Origin of the sequence: Bacillus pacificus, assembly GCF_020861345.1 — a bacterium.
GTDB lineage: Bacteria > Bacillota > Bacilli > Bacillales > Bacillaceae_G > Bacillus_A > Bacillus_A pacificus.
This window is the reverse complement of the sequence record NZ_CP086328.1, coordinates 4,303,064-4,317,500: the sequence shown is the minus strand read 5'-3', so window position 1 is coordinate 4,317,500 and position 14,437 is coordinate 4,303,064. Positions and strand designations below refer to the sequence as shown.

Here is a 14,437-nt window from a genome sequence, read left to right as displayed (position 1 = left end):
GATAGGTTCGAGGTGGAAGCATGGTGACATGTGGAGCTGACGAATACTAATAGATCGAGGACTTAACCATATAATATGAAGCAATGTTATCTAGTTTTGAGAGAACATAAAAAAACTTGTTGACTTTAAAAGTTAAATGAGTTACAATGATTCTTGTCTTAAATGAATACAGTCTGGTAATGATGGCAGAGAGGTCACACCCGTTCCCATACCGAACACGGAAGTTAAGCTCTCTAGCGCCGATGGTAGTTGGGACCTTGTCCCTGTGAGAGTAGGACGTTGCCAGGCAAAATGGAGGATTAGCTCAGCTGGGAGAGCACCTGCCTTACAAGCAGGGGGTCGGCGGTTCGATCCCGTCATCCTCCACCATATATGTCGGAGGGGTAGCGAAGTGGCTAAACGCGGCGGACTGTAAATCCGCTCCTTCGGGTTCGGCAGTTCGAATCTGCCCCCCTCCACCATTCTTAATTAATGGGCTATAGCCAAGCGGTAAGGCAACGGACTTTGACTCCGTCATGCGCTGGTTCGAATCCAGCTAGCCCAGCCATTAAGAGCCATTAGCTCAGTTGGTAGAGCATCTGACTTTTAATCAGAGGGTCGAAGGTTCGAGTCCTTCATGGCTCACCATTTTAACAAAATATGCGGGTGTGGCGGAATTGGCAGACGCACTAGACTTAGGATCTAGCGCCTTTGGCGTGGGGGTTCGACTCCCTTCACCCGCACTTTTAATAAAATAAATCATACATGTCTTGCGGAAGTAGTTCAGTGGTAGAATACAACCTTGCCAAGGTTGGGGTCGCGGGTTCGAATCCCGTCTTCCGCTCCAATTTTCAATATGACATGCCGGGGTGGCGGAACAGGCAGACGCACAGGACTTAAAATCCTGCGGTGGGTGACCACCGTGCGGGTTCGACCCCCGCCCTCGGCACCATATGCGCCCGTAGCTCAATTGGATAGAGCGTTTGACTACGGATCAAGAGGTTAGGGGTTCGACTCCTCTCGGGCGCGCTTTTAATAACGGGAAGTGGCTCAGCTTGGTAGAGCACCTGGTTTGGGACCAGGGGGTCGCAGGTTCAAATCCTGTCTTCCCGATATTCCCAAAAACATGGGGCCTTAGCTCAGCTGGGAGAGCGCCTGCCTTGCACGCAGGAGGTCAGCGGTTCGATCCCGCTAGGCTCCACTTTATTTATTATATGTCTCGGAGGTATACCCAAGTTCGGCTGAAGGGATCGGTCTTGAAAACCGACAGGCGGTGAGAATCGCGCGGGGGTTCGAATCCCTCTACCTCCTCCATTTTCTTTTAAAATGGTTTAGACATAAATAATAAAATATTTTTTCCTTCATGGAGGTATACCCAAGTTCGGCTGAAGGGATCGGTCTTGAAAACCGACAGGCGGCGAGAGTCGCGCGGGGGTTCGAATCCCTCTACCTCCTCCATTTTTTCTAAAGTAAATATTTTATCATCGCGGGGTGGAGCAGCACGGTAGCTCGTCGGGCTCATAACCCGAAGGTCGCAGGTTCAAATCCTGTCCCCGCAACCAAATGGTCCCGTGGTGTAGTGGTTAACATGCCTGCCTGTCACGCAGGAGATCGCCGGTTCGACCCCGGTCGGGACCGCCATTTATGTTTGGCTCGGTAGCTCAGTCGGTAGAGCAGAGGACTGAAAATCCTCGTGTCGGCGGTTCGATTCCGTCCCGAGCCACCATTTTTTTATGCCGACTTAGCTCAATTGGTAGAGCAACTGACTTGTAATCAGTAGGTTGGGGGTTCAAGTCCTCTAGTCGGCATCCTTTAGGGGCATAGTTTAAAGGTAGAACTGAGGTCTCCAAAACCTCCAGTGTGGGTTCGATTCCTACTGCCCCTGTAAAGTATATGGGCCTATAGCTCAGCTGGTTAGAGCGCACGCCTGATAAGCGTGAGGTCGATGGTTCGAGTCCATTTAGGCCCACCATATATTATTCCGCAGTAGCTCAGTGGTAGAGCTATCGGCTGTTAACCGATCGGTCGTAGGTTCGAGTCCTACCTGCGGAGCCATGGCCCGTTGGTCAAGTGGTTAAGACACCGCCCTTTCACGGCGGTAACACGGGTTCGAATCCCGTACGGGTCATAAAAAAAAGAGTCAGCAATATGCTGACTCTTTTTTATTGTGCGTTCATTCTCCTTTATCAACTGATTTTCCTGAAATAAATAAAGGGATTTAGGAAAAGCTATGGTATGTATAAAAAGGAGGAGATACAAATGACACGAGTGAGAGACTTGATGAGCACTCATATTGTACAGTGTACACCGTTAGACAATGTATATGAAGCTGCTGTAAAGATGAAAGAAGAATCGATTGGATTGATTCCGGTTGTTGAAAATGAACAAGTTGTTGGTCTTGTTACGGACCGGGATTTAGTTGTTCGAGGGATTGCTGAAAAACATCCTGGATCTAATAAAATTACAAATGTAATGACAACAAACATTGTTTCAGTTTCTCCAGATGATCCTATTGAAAAGGCTACAGAGTTAATGGCGCAGTATCAAATTAGACGATTGCCAGTAGTTGAGAGTGGTCAACTCGTTGGGATGTTAGCACTAGGAGATTTAGCTATAAAAGAATCGGCAGATGAGCAAGCGGGATTTGCTTTAAGTGAAATATCAGAGCATACGGAATGAAGTGAGACTTTAATTAGTGTAATACGTTACGTATAAAAATCAGATACATTATTCTAGTATATAGGGTTAAGCTAATATGTTAGCATGATGTATCTGAGCCATTATATAATAAGTATACAGTTAGTAATTTCGACAGTTTATTTAAATTTGTCATTCCTAATTATAAATAAGAGAAAAAATGATATACTGATAGATATAAGTATTATGATTGATTTCGAATATAACAATATTTATTGTTAATGATGTGATAATGTATTAATATTTCCTATGTAGATAAAAGGGAAGGGGAATTATATGAAGGCTGTACAGCGCGATCCAAATTGGAATTTGGTTACAGATACATATATAGAGCCAAATAATTTCGCTGAATTATTTTCTTTGCTTGTACCTTGTCATCCAAAAGGTGAAGGGAAAGAACGAACTATATTAGTGTGGAAAGAAAAAGAATTTTATAAAGAAGAAAATTTAGCGGCATTTATCGTATATGGAATGAATAAAGCAAAAAATTTACCGCAATTTCATAAAGACGAAATTCCAACTTTAGTACGTATTCTTCGCTTATGCCAAGAAATTGGTTGGTATGAAGAAGCGAATACTTTTATGGTAACTCAAGGGCTAGCTGAGTTTGTTCATACTTCATTGGAATATGAAACGTGGGACCTTTTGACGCAGGCGGTTGCTTTAAACTATTTAATAATTAAATATCGTATTGGTGAATTAACTGATGGAGATGTAGAAATTTGGGATAGAGTTAAATTTAATGAGAAATGTATAACAGACTGTAAACATTTATTATCCCATAAAGAAGTATTAGAATTTACATTTTTTTATATGTGTAAGAGAGCTAAGTCACTATCAAAAGAGCAATTAAATAGTGATATGATGAGTTTAGCGATGTATTGTAATACTTTTGTTTATGACTTATATACATATGATTTATTACGAAAGTATCGTAAGTGTACAGACTTTCTATCATATTATGGACCTAGTCAAGCGGTGTTAGCTTGCCAAAGGGCTGTACTTTCTCAAATTTCAGATCGATTAGACCCACTCAAGACTACTCATGTAGATGATTATTTATATGTAATGAAAGATATGATGGAGCATATGACGATAGGGATAATGGATCGATATGATCATTTTATTGGAAAGTTATTATCATATGTGCCATTTTTCGAAATGATCCAAGTTCCACAACATGCATATTATTGTGAAGAATTATTGTATATTTGTAAGGGCATTAAATATAAAGAAGAAATATTACGCAATTATATATTTATACAATTACATGACTGTTTACCATCTTTCTTTAAACTGTTTCTTAAAAATAAGCGTTATGCAACGATTCATGATATTTTGTTCTATTGGTGTGATGATGAACAAAGAATGAGCTTAGAGAAAAAATATAACCTTAGCTTTATTTATGAAAAATATGCTTGCGGGTAAAGAGCATTTTCTATATAAATTAAAAAGGATCTCAATTGTGAGATCCTTTTGTTATTAGTAAAGCAAGGAGAATGTAATTAAGACGAGAAATAACATTCCATAAAGGAGAAATTGTGCCGTATAGCTTCCTTGTATACCAAAAAAAGTATTTGTTTTTTTGTATAAATTCAATATATATTTTATTGGATTATCTTTGAAAGATTGGTACACAGTGTCTCCTCTTTCTAAGCTTCTTGTTCGTGTTTTTTGTTATTAGGGACATGAATGTATCTAGCTATGAATAATAAAACAGCCATAAAAAATACGGGGAATACGGTAGATAAATAAAAACCATTACTAATAATATTTGTTATTAAAGCACTTAATAGAAAGATGGCATTATAAATATGGGCAATTTTTTGTTTTAGTTGAACTTGAAAAGCTTCCATCATAATTTCTAAAGCAACAAAAGCAATGATAATAGATAGAAATACAGTATTTGTATTATAAATTACTAAGCAACAGATTAAGCCTAAAAAGGCTAAGTATTCAATTAAGAGAGGTATATTGCGTGGCATACAATTTACCTAACTAAATATGGCAGTGGGTTTACTGCATTTGTTTTTTCAAAATTCCATTCTCCATTGTGCAATTCAAAATGAAGATGTTGCCCGTATGAATGACCTGTGTTGCCCATATGACCTACTAATTGTCCAGCTTGTACTTGATCACCAGCTTGTACAGTGCGATCTTTCATGTGAGCATAGACTGTTGTATATAATTTCCCGTTTATTTGATGGGCGATGAACACAACATTGCCATAGCTAGCTGAATAATATGATTTCACGACTTTACCTGCAGCCGCCGCCTGGATAGAGACATTACCCTGAGCTGCGATATCTATACCATAATGCATTTGTTCCCAGCGCATATCAAAGGTTGAGCTAATTTTTCCTTGAGTAGGGAATTTGAAAACTGCTGGAATGGAAGTAGGTTGAGCCGTTTGAGCTTGTGATTGATTTTGCACTACATAATGCTTTGCCACGTATCCGTATCCTGTGCCAAAACGAATTTTATACCAAGTTCCTACAGTTTCCACTACTTGTAATTGTGTACCATTTTGTAATGAACCAAGTAGTGCACTACTTGTACTAGCGTTGCTACGCACATTAAGTTTAGGTGTTGCAACTGTGTATTTCGTATTATTTTGAACTGTGATGCCTTTTACTAAAGGCTGTGAACCATTAGATACGAATGCCTTTTGTACGTAACCTGTTTTGCCATTATGTAAAATTTTATACCATTCACCTTGTTCTTCTTGAATAGTAACGAATTTTCCATTTGGTAATACATCTAAAATTGAAGATTCTAAATTAGGTTCAGAACGAACGTTTAATGCATTGGCATTGACGATATATTGATTATTAGATTGAAGTTTGTTTTTTAGTAGAATAGAATCTTTTTGTACGTAACCTACTTTATTATTAACAGATACTTTATACCAGCCATTAGTTGTTTCAAGTATATTCACTTTCGTATTAAAGCGAATTGTATCAATTGATGAGCTATTTGCGTTATCTTTTGTATGTAAGGCTACTTGATCGACTTTGACATATCCAGTTTTCACATTAGATAATTGTTCAGCGTTGGCTGTTTGTACATTTGTTTCTCCCATAGAAGGAAGTAAAGAAGCAATTGCGACAGTAGTTGCTGTTAAAGCAGTAGCTTTCATATTCATATAATAGAGACCTCCTCTAGTTGTATAGTTGTAATTTTATTATAGTATAAAGATATAATATAGTGGGTGTATTCACATAAATGTAATATGAAATCAATATAAAAATAAATTTTTTGAGGATAATGATTCCTTTTTATCCAATTCATTAGGATAATAATTTCTAAGATAGAATATAAGTATTATATGGTTTTGTTATTTTGTTGACAATTGAGAAAATTAAAACAGTTGATGATGTCTTATTACGATGTTATACTGACAGTGATAATTTTATAGTTTGCTAGGAGAGCTGGTGTTGCCAGCTGAGAGTAAGGCCTTAAGTCTTTGATCCTTTTTATTACCTGATCTAGATTATGCTAGCGTAGGGAAGCAATTCGGACACTAATAATGAGTCCCCGTTTCTTTGCGTATAGAAACGGGGCTTTTTTATTTGAAAATTTCATATTGAAACCACTAGGGGTGCTTGTTGTGCTGAGAGAGGAATAATCCTTAACCCTTACAGACCTGATCTAGGTAATACTAGCGAAGGGAAGTGGAGCAACGAATAAATTATAATTTTATTTGCTGTAACCACTTCTTATTTAGAAGTGGTTTTTTATTTAGATATATAAATTGAAAGGGGATAGAGAAATGAAATTTTGCGATAGATTATTAGAAACTGTACAACCAGTTTGGGAGATGAGTCATAATCATCCATTTGTTGTAGGTATGGGGGATGGTACGTTAGAAAAAGATAAGTTTCAGTATTATATTATTCAAGATTATTTATACTTGTTAGATTATGCAAAGTTATATGCGATCGGTGTTGTAAAGGCAACAAATCCACAAGTTATGGGGAAATTTGCTGAACAAATTGATGGGATATTAAATGGAGAAATGACCATTCATAAACAGTATGCAAAAAGACTTGGAATTTCTATAGAGGAGATAGAGTCTGCAAAGCCATCTGCTAAAAATTTAGCTTATACAAATTACATGATGTCTGTATCTCAAAATGGCACACTTGCGGAATTAATAGCAGCACTTCTTCCATGTATGTGGAGCTACTGGGAGATTGGAAAGCGTTTAAATGATATTCCTGGAGCAAGAGATCATGAGTTCTTTGGTGAGTGGATTCAAGGCTATAGCTCTGAAGAATATGGCAACCTTTGTGTTTGGTTAATCGATTTATTAAATGAAATGGCAGTTGGAAAGTCTGAAAAAGAGCTAGATCGATTAGAGGAGATTTTCCTATATTCCAGTCGATTTGAATATTTATTCTGGGATATGTCCTACCGTAAGGAGATGTGGGGATTTGAGGAGCAAGAACATACTACAGTTTCATAATGTTTCTTTTCATTATGATGAGAAGCCAATCATTAATGAATTAAATGCTTCTATACAAGATAAAGAGTTTGTAAGCATTATCGGACCGAGTGGATGCGGGAAAAGTACTTTATTTCGCCTTATTACAGGTTTAGAAGAAGCAAGTACGGGACAGATAGAGCTGACAGAGACAAAGAGCCATCCTGTAGGATATATGCCCCAAAAAGATATGCTCTTGCCGTGGAGAACGATTATTGAGAATGCTGCCCTGCCGTTAGAGTGCCAAGGTGTACAGAAGAAAGAAGCACAAATAAAGGCGAAGGAACTATTGCATAAATTTGGCTTACAAGGGTATGAGACAAAATATCCGAAAGATTTATCTGGTGGTATGAGACAACGTGTATCCTTTATTCGAACTTTATTAACAGGTGGGGAGATATTGCTGTTAGATGAACCGTTTAGCGCGTTGGATGCTTTAACGAAGGCCTCTTTGCAAGAATGGTTGTTTGAACAATGGAAAGAGTGGGAAAAAACAATTTTATTTATCACTCATGATGTGGAAGAAGCATTGTTTCTTTCTAATCGAATTTTAGTAGTAGAGCAGCAACCGATAACTACTTTAACCGAGAGGATTGTACCGCTTGATCATAATCGGACAAGAAAAGATTTATATAAACCAGAAGTATTAGCGCTGAAAGATGAGCTTCTTAGTATGTTGCAAAGGCAGGTACTCGTATGATGAACCGGTTGAAGGAGCTATTACCTGCTCTTACACTTTCTAGTATTTTACTTGCTCTTTGGGAAGTAGGCGCAAGAATTGTAGATGAAATGTACATTTTACCGTCACCGTCTGCGATTGTAATGAAGATATGGAAACTAAAAGACATATTATTTACAGTTCATTTGCCAGCAACATTATATGTCGTTTTAATAGGGGTGGCTATTTCTATCGTACTTGGGGTAGGGCTAGCGATGTTAATGAATGCGAGTACATGGATGGAGAGAGCATTTTATCCATTATTAGTTGCCTCGCAAACGATTCCTATTACAGCGCTTGCTCCGCTATTTGTTTTATGGTTTGGATATACGATTTGGAGTAAGGTTGTTGTTACGGTTTTAATTACGTTTTTCCCAATTGCGGTTAATACGTATGATGGACTGCGCAGTACGAAAAAAGAATGGGAAGAGCTTTTAGTTACGTATGGGGCAACGAAAAAAGATGTTTTTCTTAAATTAAAATTGCCGTCTGCTCTTCCTTATTTTTTCTCAGCTTTAAAAATTGCAGTACCGCTTAGTGTAATTGGGGCGGCAATTGGTGAATGGCTCGGTGCACAAGCGGGGCTAGGATATTTCAGTAAGAGAATGATGACGCAGTTAGACGGGGCAGGTGTATTTGCACCCATTGTATTGTTATCATTATTAGCTATTCTCTTCGTCATACTTATTTCGTTAGTAGAAAAAAAATTCATTAGTTGGAGGAAGCATTCATGAAATTTTTAAAGCGCATCTTTGTGTTTACATTATTAGTTGCAATGATTGCTGGATGTTCGAGTAATTCAGCATCAGAAAAAAGTAAAAAAGAGAAAGAAATAACGGTCATGCTTGATTGGTACCCAAATGCGGTACATAGCTTTATTTATGCGGCAATTGAAAAAGGTTACTTTAAAGAAGAAGGAGTAAAGGTAAATATTAAATTCCCTTCTAATCCGACTGACCCATTAACGTTAGCAGCTGCAGGAAAAGTAACAGTGGGCTTATATTATCAGCCAGATGTTGTCATGGCAAAAGCAAATGAACAAATTCCAGTGAAATCAATTGGGGCTGTTGTACGTTCACCATTAAATCATGTTGTATCGCTGAAGTCTGTAGGCATTCAATCGCCAAAAGATTTAGAGGGTAAAACAGTTGGATATTCTGGAACACCTTTAAGTGAGATGTATTTAAAAACGATGGTAAAAGAAGCTGGTGGTAATCCAGATACAGTGAAAGTAGTCGATGTTGGTTTTGATTTAGTACCAGCATTAATTACAAAAAAAGTGGATGCGGTAACAGGGGCATACATTAACCATGAAGTACCTGTTATGCGTCATGAAGGTCATGAACCAGCATACTTTAATCCAGCAGATTACGGTGTACCGAATTATCATGAGCTCGTATTTGTAACAGGTGATAAAACGTTGAAAAAAGATAAAGAAGCGTTGCAAGCTTTCTTACGTGGTACGAAAAAAGGTTATGATTTCATGAAGAAAAATCCAGATGAAGCATTAAATATTTTATTAAATCATCAGGAAAAAGAAAACTTCCCACTTGTACCAGAAGTTGAAAAAGAAAGTATGAAAATTTTATTAGAGAAAATGGAAACGAAGGATGAACCATTTTTATCAGATTCAAAAGAGTCATGGGAGAAACAAAATAAATGGTTGAAAGATAAAGGAATGACGAAAGAAATCGTTCCGGCAGATGAGTTATTCGAAAACATTTTAAAGTAGGCGAATGAATATGAAAAATGAGCTTCATGTAATCTCAAATGGTCACATGTCATTCGAAGAGTTAGTGAATGTAGCGATGCAAATTGAAAGTGAAATTGATTATTTGCATATTCGTGAGCGTGAGAAAAGCACGAAGGAATTGTATGAAGGTGTGGAAAGTCTTTTGAAGAAAGGCTTTCCAGCATCAAAAATAGTGATAAATGATCGAATTGATATTGCTATTTTATTAAACATTCCGCGCGTGCAGCTAGGATATCGAAGCGCAGATGTAAGGTCAGTGAAAGAAAAGTTTTCTTATTTGCATGTCGGTTATTCTGTACATTCTTTAGAAGAGGCGATTGATGCATTTAAGAATGGCGCGGATTCACTCGTCTATGGTCATGTATTTCCGACAGATTGTAAAAAAGGTGTGCCAGCGAGAGGGCTTGAAGAAATTTCAGACATTGCAAAGTGTTTATCCATACCGATTACAGCAATTGGAGGAATCACTCCGGAAAACACTGGAGATGTTCTTACTAACGGCGTCAGTGGTATTGCTGTTATGTCTGGGATTATAAGTAGTAGTAACCCGTATAGCAAAGCGAAGTCTTATAAGGAATCAATAAGAAAGTGGGCGGAAAAACATGTGTAAGAAGTATGATGTAGCGATAATTGGCGGTGGTGTAATTGGTAGTTCAGTTGCACATTTTCTAGCAGAAAGAGGACATAAAGTAGCGATTGTAGAGAAGCAACAGATTGCATCTGAAGCCTCGAAAGCAGCCGCTGGTTTACTTGGGGTGCAGGCAGAATGGGATGAATATGACCCGCTATTTGAACTTGCTAGAGAAAGCCGTGCTATATTTCCACAACTTGCAGAAGTTTTACGTGAAAAAACAGGCATCGATATTGGGTATGAAGAGAAAGGCATTTATCGCATTGCTCAAAATGAAGAGGAGAAGGAAAGAATTCTTCACATTATGGATTGGCAGCAGAAAACCGGTGAAGATTCTTACTTTCTGGCGGGAGATCGTTTGCGAGAGAAAGAGCCGTATCTATCTGAGTCAATTATAGGGGCTGTATATTATCCAAAAGATGGTCATGTTATTGCACCAGAGCTTACGAAAGCATTCGCACATTCCGCATCATTTTCGGGCGCTGATATATATGAACAGACAGAAGTGTTTGATATTCGTATTGAAAATAATAAAGTGACTGGAATTGTGACAAGCGAAGGTATGATCACTTGCGAGAAAGTTGTTATTGCAGGTGGCTCATGGAGCACGAAGTTACTAGGTTATTTTCACCGCGAATGGGGTACATATCCGGTTAAAGGAGAAGTAGTAGCGGTAAGAAGTAGAAAACCACTTTTAAAGGCGCCTATTTTCCAAGAAAGATTTTACATTGCACCAAAGCGCGGCGGACGTTACGTAATTGGAGCAACGATGAAGCCTCGTACGTTCAATAAAACTGTGCAACCAGAAAGTATTACTTCTATATTAGAGCGCGCGTATACAATATTGCCTGCTTTAAAAGAAGCTGAATGGGAAAGTGCATGGGCAGGATTAAGACCACAGTCGAATCATGAAGCTCCTTATATGGGAGAGCATGAAGAAATAAAAGGTTTATATGCTTGCACAGGCCATTATCGAAACGGCATTTTATTAAGTCCTGTTTCTGGTCAATATATGGCTGATTTAATAGAGGGAAAGCAGGAGACTCACTTGCTAGATTCATTGCTTTCTAAAACAGTTTAGAAAGGGGATGGAAGTTTGAATTTAAAAATTAATGGTAATCAAATTGAAGTGCCAGAGAGTGTGAAAACAGTAGCTGAGCTACTTACACATTTAGAGTTAGATAACAGAATTGTTGTAGTAGAGCGTAATAAAGATATTTTACAAAAAGATGATCATACAGATACATCTGTTTTTGATGGAGACCAAATTGAGATTGTAACTTTCGTAGGAGGCGGTTGATTATGTTAAACATTGGACCATTTTCATTTCATTCTAGACTTTTATTAGGAACAGGAAAATTCCCTGATTTTGATGTGCAGCAAAAGGCAATTGATGTATCTGAGGCTGAAGTTTTAACGTTCGCAGTACGTCGTATGGATATATTTGATGCAAAGCAGCCTAATTTATTAGAGAAACTTGATGTGAAAAAATATACGTTATTACCGAATACAGCCGGAGCAAAAAATGCTGAAGAAGCTGTTCGTATTGCAAAATTATCAAAAGCTTCAGGGCTTTGCGACATGATAAAGTTAGAAGTTATTGGTGATGATAGAACGTTATTACCTGATCCGGTAGAGACGTTAAAGGCATCTGAAATGTTACTAGAAGAAGGATTTATCGTACTTCCGTACACATCTGATGATGTTGTATTAGCACGTAAATTACAAGAACTTGGCGTGCATGCGATTATGCCAGGAGCATCTCCAATTGGATCAGGACTTGGTATTGTAAATCCATTGAATTTGAGCTTCATTATTGAACAAGCGACAGTACCAGTTATCGTTGATGCTGGTATCGGTAGCCCGGCTGATGCGGCATTTGCGATGGAATTAGGAGCAGATGGCGTGTTATTAAACACAGCTGTATCAGGAGCAAAAGATCCTATTAAAATGGCACAAGCAATGAAATTAAGTATTGAGGCAGGCCGTTTAGGATTTGAAGCAGGTCGTATTGCACGTAAGCGTTGTGCAACGGCAAGTAGTCCTTTAGAAGGAATGAGCGTAGTTGAATAATCGATATTCTCGCCAAGAACTATTTTCTCCAATTGGAGAAGAAGGACAGCAAAAGATAAGGGAAAAGCATGTGCTTATTATCGGCGCAGGTGCATTAGGTAGTGCAAATGCAGAAATGTTTGTAAGAGCTGGTGTTGGTACAGTAACGATTGTTGATCGAGATTATGTCGATTGGAGTAATTTACAAAGGCAGCAATTGTATGCAGAGAGTGATGTGAAAAATAATCTTCCGAAAGCTGTAGCAGCGAAGAAGCGTCTAGAAGAGATTAATAGTGAAGTAAGAGTAGAAGCGCTCGTTCAAGATGTAACAGCTGAGGAATTAGAAGAGCTTGTTACAAACGTTAATGTAATGATTGATGCAACTGATAATTTCGAAACGCGTTTCATTGTGAATGATATAGCGCAAAAATATTCTATTCCATGGATTTACGGAGCATGTGTAGGGAGTTACGGCCTTTCTTACACAATTCTTCCTAGTAAAACGCCATGTTTATCTTGTTTATTACAATCGATTCCGCTTGGCGGGGCGACATGTGATACAGCGGGGATTATATCACCTGCTGTATCTCTCGTCGTTTCTCATCAAGTAACGGAAGCTCTTAAACTGTTAGTAGAAGATTACGAATCGCTTCGAGATGGACTTGTATCGTTTGATGTATGGAAGAATGAATATTCATGTATGAATGTGCAAAAGCTTCGTAAGCACAATTGTCCTTCGTGCGGAGAGAATGCCTTGTATCCGTATTTAAATAAAGATAATACATTGAAAACAGCAGTGTTATGCGGGAGAAATACAGTTCAAATTAGACCACCTCATAAAGAGGAAATAGATTTTGAACGATATAAAGAGCTGCTGAATGATCGTGTGCATGATTTAAATGTAAATCCATATTTATTATCATTTTCTGTGGAAGAAAAGAGATTAGTTGCTTTTAAAGATGGTCGTGTACTTGTACATGGAACGAAAGATATAAGCGAAGCAAAGACGATTTATCATCGCTATTTTGGATAGAAAAGGATGAGTGGGATGAAAGTAAATAAAGCTTTAACAATTGCAGGATCTGATAGTGGCGGCGGTGCCGGCATTCAAGCAGATTTAAAAACATTCCAAGAGCTTGGTGTGTATGGGATGACGGCTATTACGGCAATTACTGCTCAAAATACGCTTGGCGTTCAAGGGGTATATCCAGTTCCATTAGAAGGTATTACGGAACAGTTGAATTCAATTGGTACGGATTTAACACCAGATGCTGTGAAATTAGGAATGTTATTTAGCAGCGAAATTATTCAAATTGTAGCAGAACATATTAATAAATTTGGCTGGAATAATATTGTACTAGATCCTGTTATGATTGCTAAAGGCGGTGCATCATTATTACAACAAGAAGCAGTACAAGCATTAAAAGAATATTTATTACCAGTAGCAACAGTTGTAACGCCGAATGTTCCTGAGGCAGAAGTGTTAACTGGGTTGGAAATCCATAACGTTGAAGATAGTAAAGAGGCTGCAAAAGTACTGCATGAATTAGGTGCGAAATATGTACTTATGAAGGGCGGACATGCAGAATATCAAGGTAATGAAGTAATTGATTTACTTTTTGATGGAGAAAAGTTTATTGAATTTAGAAGTGAACGAATTCCTTCAAAGCAAACGCATGGAAGCGGTTGTACATTTGCTTCAGCGGTTACAGCAGGACTTGCGAAAGGATACTCAATTGAAGAGGCAGTTCAAGAAGCAAAACAATTTATTAGTATAGCAATTGAAGAGCCGCTGCATATTGGAAGTGGTCATGGACCGACGAATCATTTTGCGTATAAATTAAATAAATCACATGTATAAGTAGAAAAAAAGTCAGTTGTATAACTGACTTTTTTTCTGTTTACTTTTTCCAAATACAGGAGTAATATATCAGCCAGAATATATTTTTTGTAATACGCTGAGTCCAATTATATGGAGCGGAGGAACCAATTTGTGCAGTGTCACTAGGGGTGAATCTTTCAATTTTGAAAGTAGGGCTACTCTCAAAGTCCGAATCCGACAGCTAACTTCGTAAGCGTCTTGAGAGAGGACGGTGCCATGATGGATACATCACTTCATCG

General features: G+C 38.1%; 14 protein-coding genes, 20 tRNA genes, 2 rRNA genes and 3 riboswitches (1 of these 39 only partly in view). Of the genes, 34 read left to right on the top strand and 2 right to left on the bottom strand.

What is annotated here, in order from left to right; genetic code table 11:
• The 24 genes from LMD38_RS22440 to LMD38_RS22325 all read left to right on the top strand — a co-directional run.
• Nucleotides 1-70, top strand: a 23S ribosomal RNA gene (locus LMD38_RS22440) (it extends 2,852 nt beyond the left edge of the window).
• A 102-nt stretch (nt 71-172) separates the two neighbouring features.
• Nucleotides 173-288: ribosomal RNA gene (gene rrf, locus LMD38_RS22435) — 5S ribosomal RNA — on the top strand.
• A 5-nt stretch (nt 289-293) separates the two neighbouring features.
• Nucleotides 294-369: transfer RNA gene (locus LMD38_RS22430), tRNA-Val, on the top strand.
• Nucleotides 370-377: 8 nt separating this feature from the next.
• Nucleotides 378-461: transfer RNA gene (locus tag LMD38_RS22425), tRNA-Tyr, on the top strand.
• Nucleotides 462-472: 11 nt separating this feature from the next.
• Nucleotides 473-547 (top strand) — tRNA-Gln (locus LMD38_RS22420).
• Between the two features lie 4 nt (nt 548-551).
• Nucleotides 552-627: transfer RNA gene (locus LMD38_RS22415), tRNA-Lys, on the top strand.
• Between the two features lie 14 nt (nt 628-641).
• Nucleotides 642-722 (top strand) — tRNA-Leu (locus tag LMD38_RS22410).
• Between the two features lie 29 nt (nt 723-751).
• Nucleotides 752-826: transfer RNA gene (locus LMD38_RS22405), tRNA-Gly, on the top strand.
• Between the two features lie 16 nt (nt 827-842).
• Nucleotides 843-931 (top strand) — tRNA-Leu (locus tag LMD38_RS22400).
• 3 nt (nt 932-934) lie between these two features.
• A tRNA-Arg gene (locus LMD38_RS22395) sits at nt 935-1,008 on the top strand.
• A gap of 10 nt (nt 1,009-1,018) precedes the next feature.
• Nucleotides 1,019-1,092 (top strand) — tRNA-Pro (locus LMD38_RS22390).
• A 15-nt stretch (nt 1,093-1,107) separates the two neighbouring features.
• Nucleotides 1,108-1,180: transfer RNA gene (locus tag LMD38_RS22385), tRNA-Ala, on the top strand.
• Between the two features lie 20 nt (nt 1,181-1,200).
• Nucleotides 1,201-1,293: transfer RNA gene (locus tag LMD38_RS22380), tRNA-Ser, on the top strand.
• A 51-nt stretch (nt 1,294-1,344) separates the two neighbouring features.
• Nucleotides 1,345-1,437 (top strand) — tRNA-Ser (locus tag LMD38_RS22375).
• A 27-nt stretch (nt 1,438-1,464) separates the two neighbouring features.
• Nucleotides 1,465-1,541, top strand: a tRNA-Met gene (locus LMD38_RS22370).
• Nucleotides 1,542-1,544: 3 nt separating this feature from the next.
• A tRNA-Asp gene (locus LMD38_RS22365) sits at nt 1,545-1,620 on the top strand.
• 9 nt (nt 1,621-1,629) lie between these two features.
• Nucleotides 1,630-1,705, top strand: a tRNA-Phe gene (locus LMD38_RS22360).
• Nucleotides 1,706-1,714: 9 nt separating this feature from the next.
• Nucleotides 1,715-1,787, top strand: a tRNA-Thr gene (locus LMD38_RS22355).
• A gap of 6 nt (nt 1,788-1,793) precedes the next feature.
• Nucleotides 1,794-1,864, top strand: a tRNA-Trp gene (locus tag LMD38_RS22350).
• A gap of 10 nt (nt 1,865-1,874) precedes the next feature.
• Nucleotides 1,875-1,951, top strand: a tRNA-Ile gene (locus LMD38_RS22345).
• An 8-nt stretch (nt 1,952-1,959) separates the two neighbouring features.
• Nucleotides 1,960-2,034, top strand: a tRNA-Asn gene (locus tag LMD38_RS22340).
• 1 nt (nt 2,035) lies between these two features.
• A tRNA-Glu gene (locus LMD38_RS22335) sits at nt 2,036-2,107 on the top strand.
• Nucleotides 2,108-2,238: 131 nt separating this feature from the next.
• Nucleotides 2,239-2,658: a CBS domain-containing protein gene (locus tag LMD38_RS22330; RefSeq protein WP_016716489.1), complete on the top strand. Its 420-nt coding sequence runs from the start codon at nt 2,239-2,241 to the stop codon at nt 2,656-2,658.
• Between the two features lie 294 nt (nt 2,659-2,952).
• Nucleotides 2,953-4,104 carry a DUF3965 domain-containing protein gene (locus LMD38_RS22325; protein ID WP_000648924.1) on the top strand — a complete coding sequence of 384 codons (1,152 nt, stop codon included), beginning with the start codon at nt 2,953-2,955 and terminating at the stop codon, nt 4,102-4,104.
• Nucleotides 4,105-4,328: 224 nt separating this feature from the next.
• Here the strand turns inward: LMD38_RS22325 and LMD38_RS22320 are convergent, their stop codons facing one another.
• Together LMD38_RS22320 and LMD38_RS22315 are read right to left on the bottom strand one after the other, a co-directional pair.
• A complete protein-coding gene (locus tag LMD38_RS22320; protein WP_061183502.1) occupies nt 4,329-4,661 on the bottom strand; it encodes a hypothetical protein in 333 nt (110 codons plus the stop codon).
• Nucleotides 4,662-4,666: 5 nt separating this feature from the next.
• On the bottom strand, nt 4,667-5,821 hold the full coding sequence (locus LMD38_RS22315) for an SH3 domain-containing protein (RefSeq protein WP_001056060.1): 1,155 nt from the start codon (nt 5,819-5,821) through the stop codon (nt 4,667-4,669).
• Between the two features lie 269 nt (nt 5,822-6,090).
• A riboswitch (TPP riboswitch) is annotated at nt 6,091-6,203 on the top strand.
• Between the two features lie 60 nt (nt 6,204-6,263).
• A riboswitch (TPP riboswitch) is annotated at nt 6,264-6,366 on the top strand.
• An 82-nt stretch (nt 6,367-6,448) separates the two neighbouring features.
• On the opposite strand from LMD38_RS22315, the gene tenA reads away from it, so the two are divergent.
• Genes tenA through thiD form a run of 10 tightly spaced genes read left to right on the top strand, consistent with a single transcriptional unit; the run spans nt 6,449 to nt 14,177 of the window.
• Nucleotides 6,449-7,144, top strand: a complete 696-nt coding sequence (tenA, locus tag LMD38_RS22310) for a thiaminase II (RefSeq protein WP_000666831.1) — start codon at nt 6,449-6,451, stop codon at nt 7,142-7,144.
• Nucleotides 7,113-7,862, top strand: a complete 750-nt coding sequence (locus LMD38_RS22305) for an ABC transporter ATP-binding protein (protein WP_001256806.1) — start codon at nt 7,113-7,115, stop codon at nt 7,860-7,862. The genes tenA and LMD38_RS22305 overlap by 32 nt, the downstream gene beginning before the upstream one ends.
• The gene (locus LMD38_RS22300; protein WP_011040017.1) at nt 7,862-8,614 is read left to right on the top strand and encodes an ABC transporter permease; all 753 of its coding nucleotides are present in this window, start codon (nt 7,862-7,864) and stop codon (nt 8,612-8,614) included. The genes LMD38_RS22305 and LMD38_RS22300 overlap by 1 nt, the downstream gene beginning before the upstream one ends.
• Nucleotides 8,611-9,612, top strand: a complete 1,002-nt coding sequence (locus tag LMD38_RS22295) for an ABC transporter substrate-binding protein (RefSeq protein ID WP_016716492.1) — start codon at nt 8,611-8,613, stop codon at nt 9,610-9,612. The genes LMD38_RS22300 and LMD38_RS22295 overlap by 4 nt, the downstream gene beginning before the upstream one ends.
• Nucleotides 9,613-9,622: 10 nt before the next feature.
• The gene (gene tenI, locus LMD38_RS22290; RefSeq protein ID WP_000787179.1) at nt 9,623-10,243 is read left to right on the top strand and encodes a thiazole tautomerase TenI; all 621 of its coding nucleotides are present in this window, start codon (nt 9,623-9,625) and stop codon (nt 10,241-10,243) included.
• Nucleotides 10,236-11,345, top strand: a complete 1,110-nt coding sequence (thiO, locus tag LMD38_RS22285) for a glycine oxidase ThiO (protein ID WP_016716494.1) — start codon at nt 10,236-10,238, stop codon at nt 11,343-11,345. The genes tenI and thiO overlap by 8 nt, the downstream gene beginning before the upstream one ends.
• Nucleotides 11,346-11,360: 15 nt before the next feature.
• On the top strand, nt 11,361-11,564 hold the full coding sequence (gene thiS, locus LMD38_RS22280) for a sulfur carrier protein ThiS (RefSeq protein WP_001049505.1): 204 nt from the start codon (nt 11,361-11,363) through the stop codon (nt 11,562-11,564).
• Nucleotides 11,565-11,566: 2 nt separating this feature from the next.
• Complete coding sequence (gene thiG / locus LMD38_RS22275; RefSeq protein WP_062821521.1) at nt 11,567-12,337, top strand: thiazole synthase; 771 nt, start codon at nt 11,567-11,569, stop codon at nt 12,335-12,337.
• Nucleotides 12,330-13,349 carry a thiazole biosynthesis adenylyltransferase ThiF gene (gene thiF / locus LMD38_RS22270; protein WP_062821522.1) on the top strand — a complete coding sequence of 340 codons (1,020 nt, stop codon included), beginning with the start codon at nt 12,330-12,332 and terminating at the stop codon, nt 13,347-13,349. Before thiG ends, thiF begins: the two co-directional genes overlap by 8 nt.
• 6 nt (nt 13,350-13,355) lie before the next feature.
• On the top strand, nt 13,356-14,177 hold the full coding sequence (thiD, locus tag LMD38_RS22265) for a bifunctional hydroxymethylpyrimidine kinase/phosphomethylpyrimidine kinase (protein ID WP_016716497.1): 822 nt from the start codon (nt 13,356-13,358) through the stop codon (nt 14,175-14,177).
• Nucleotides 14,178-14,262: 85 nt separating this feature from the next.
• A riboswitch (cyclic di-AMP (ydaO/yuaA leader) is annotated at nt 14,263-14,410 on the top strand.
• The last annotated feature ends 27 nt before the right edge of the window (nt 14,411-14,437 follow it).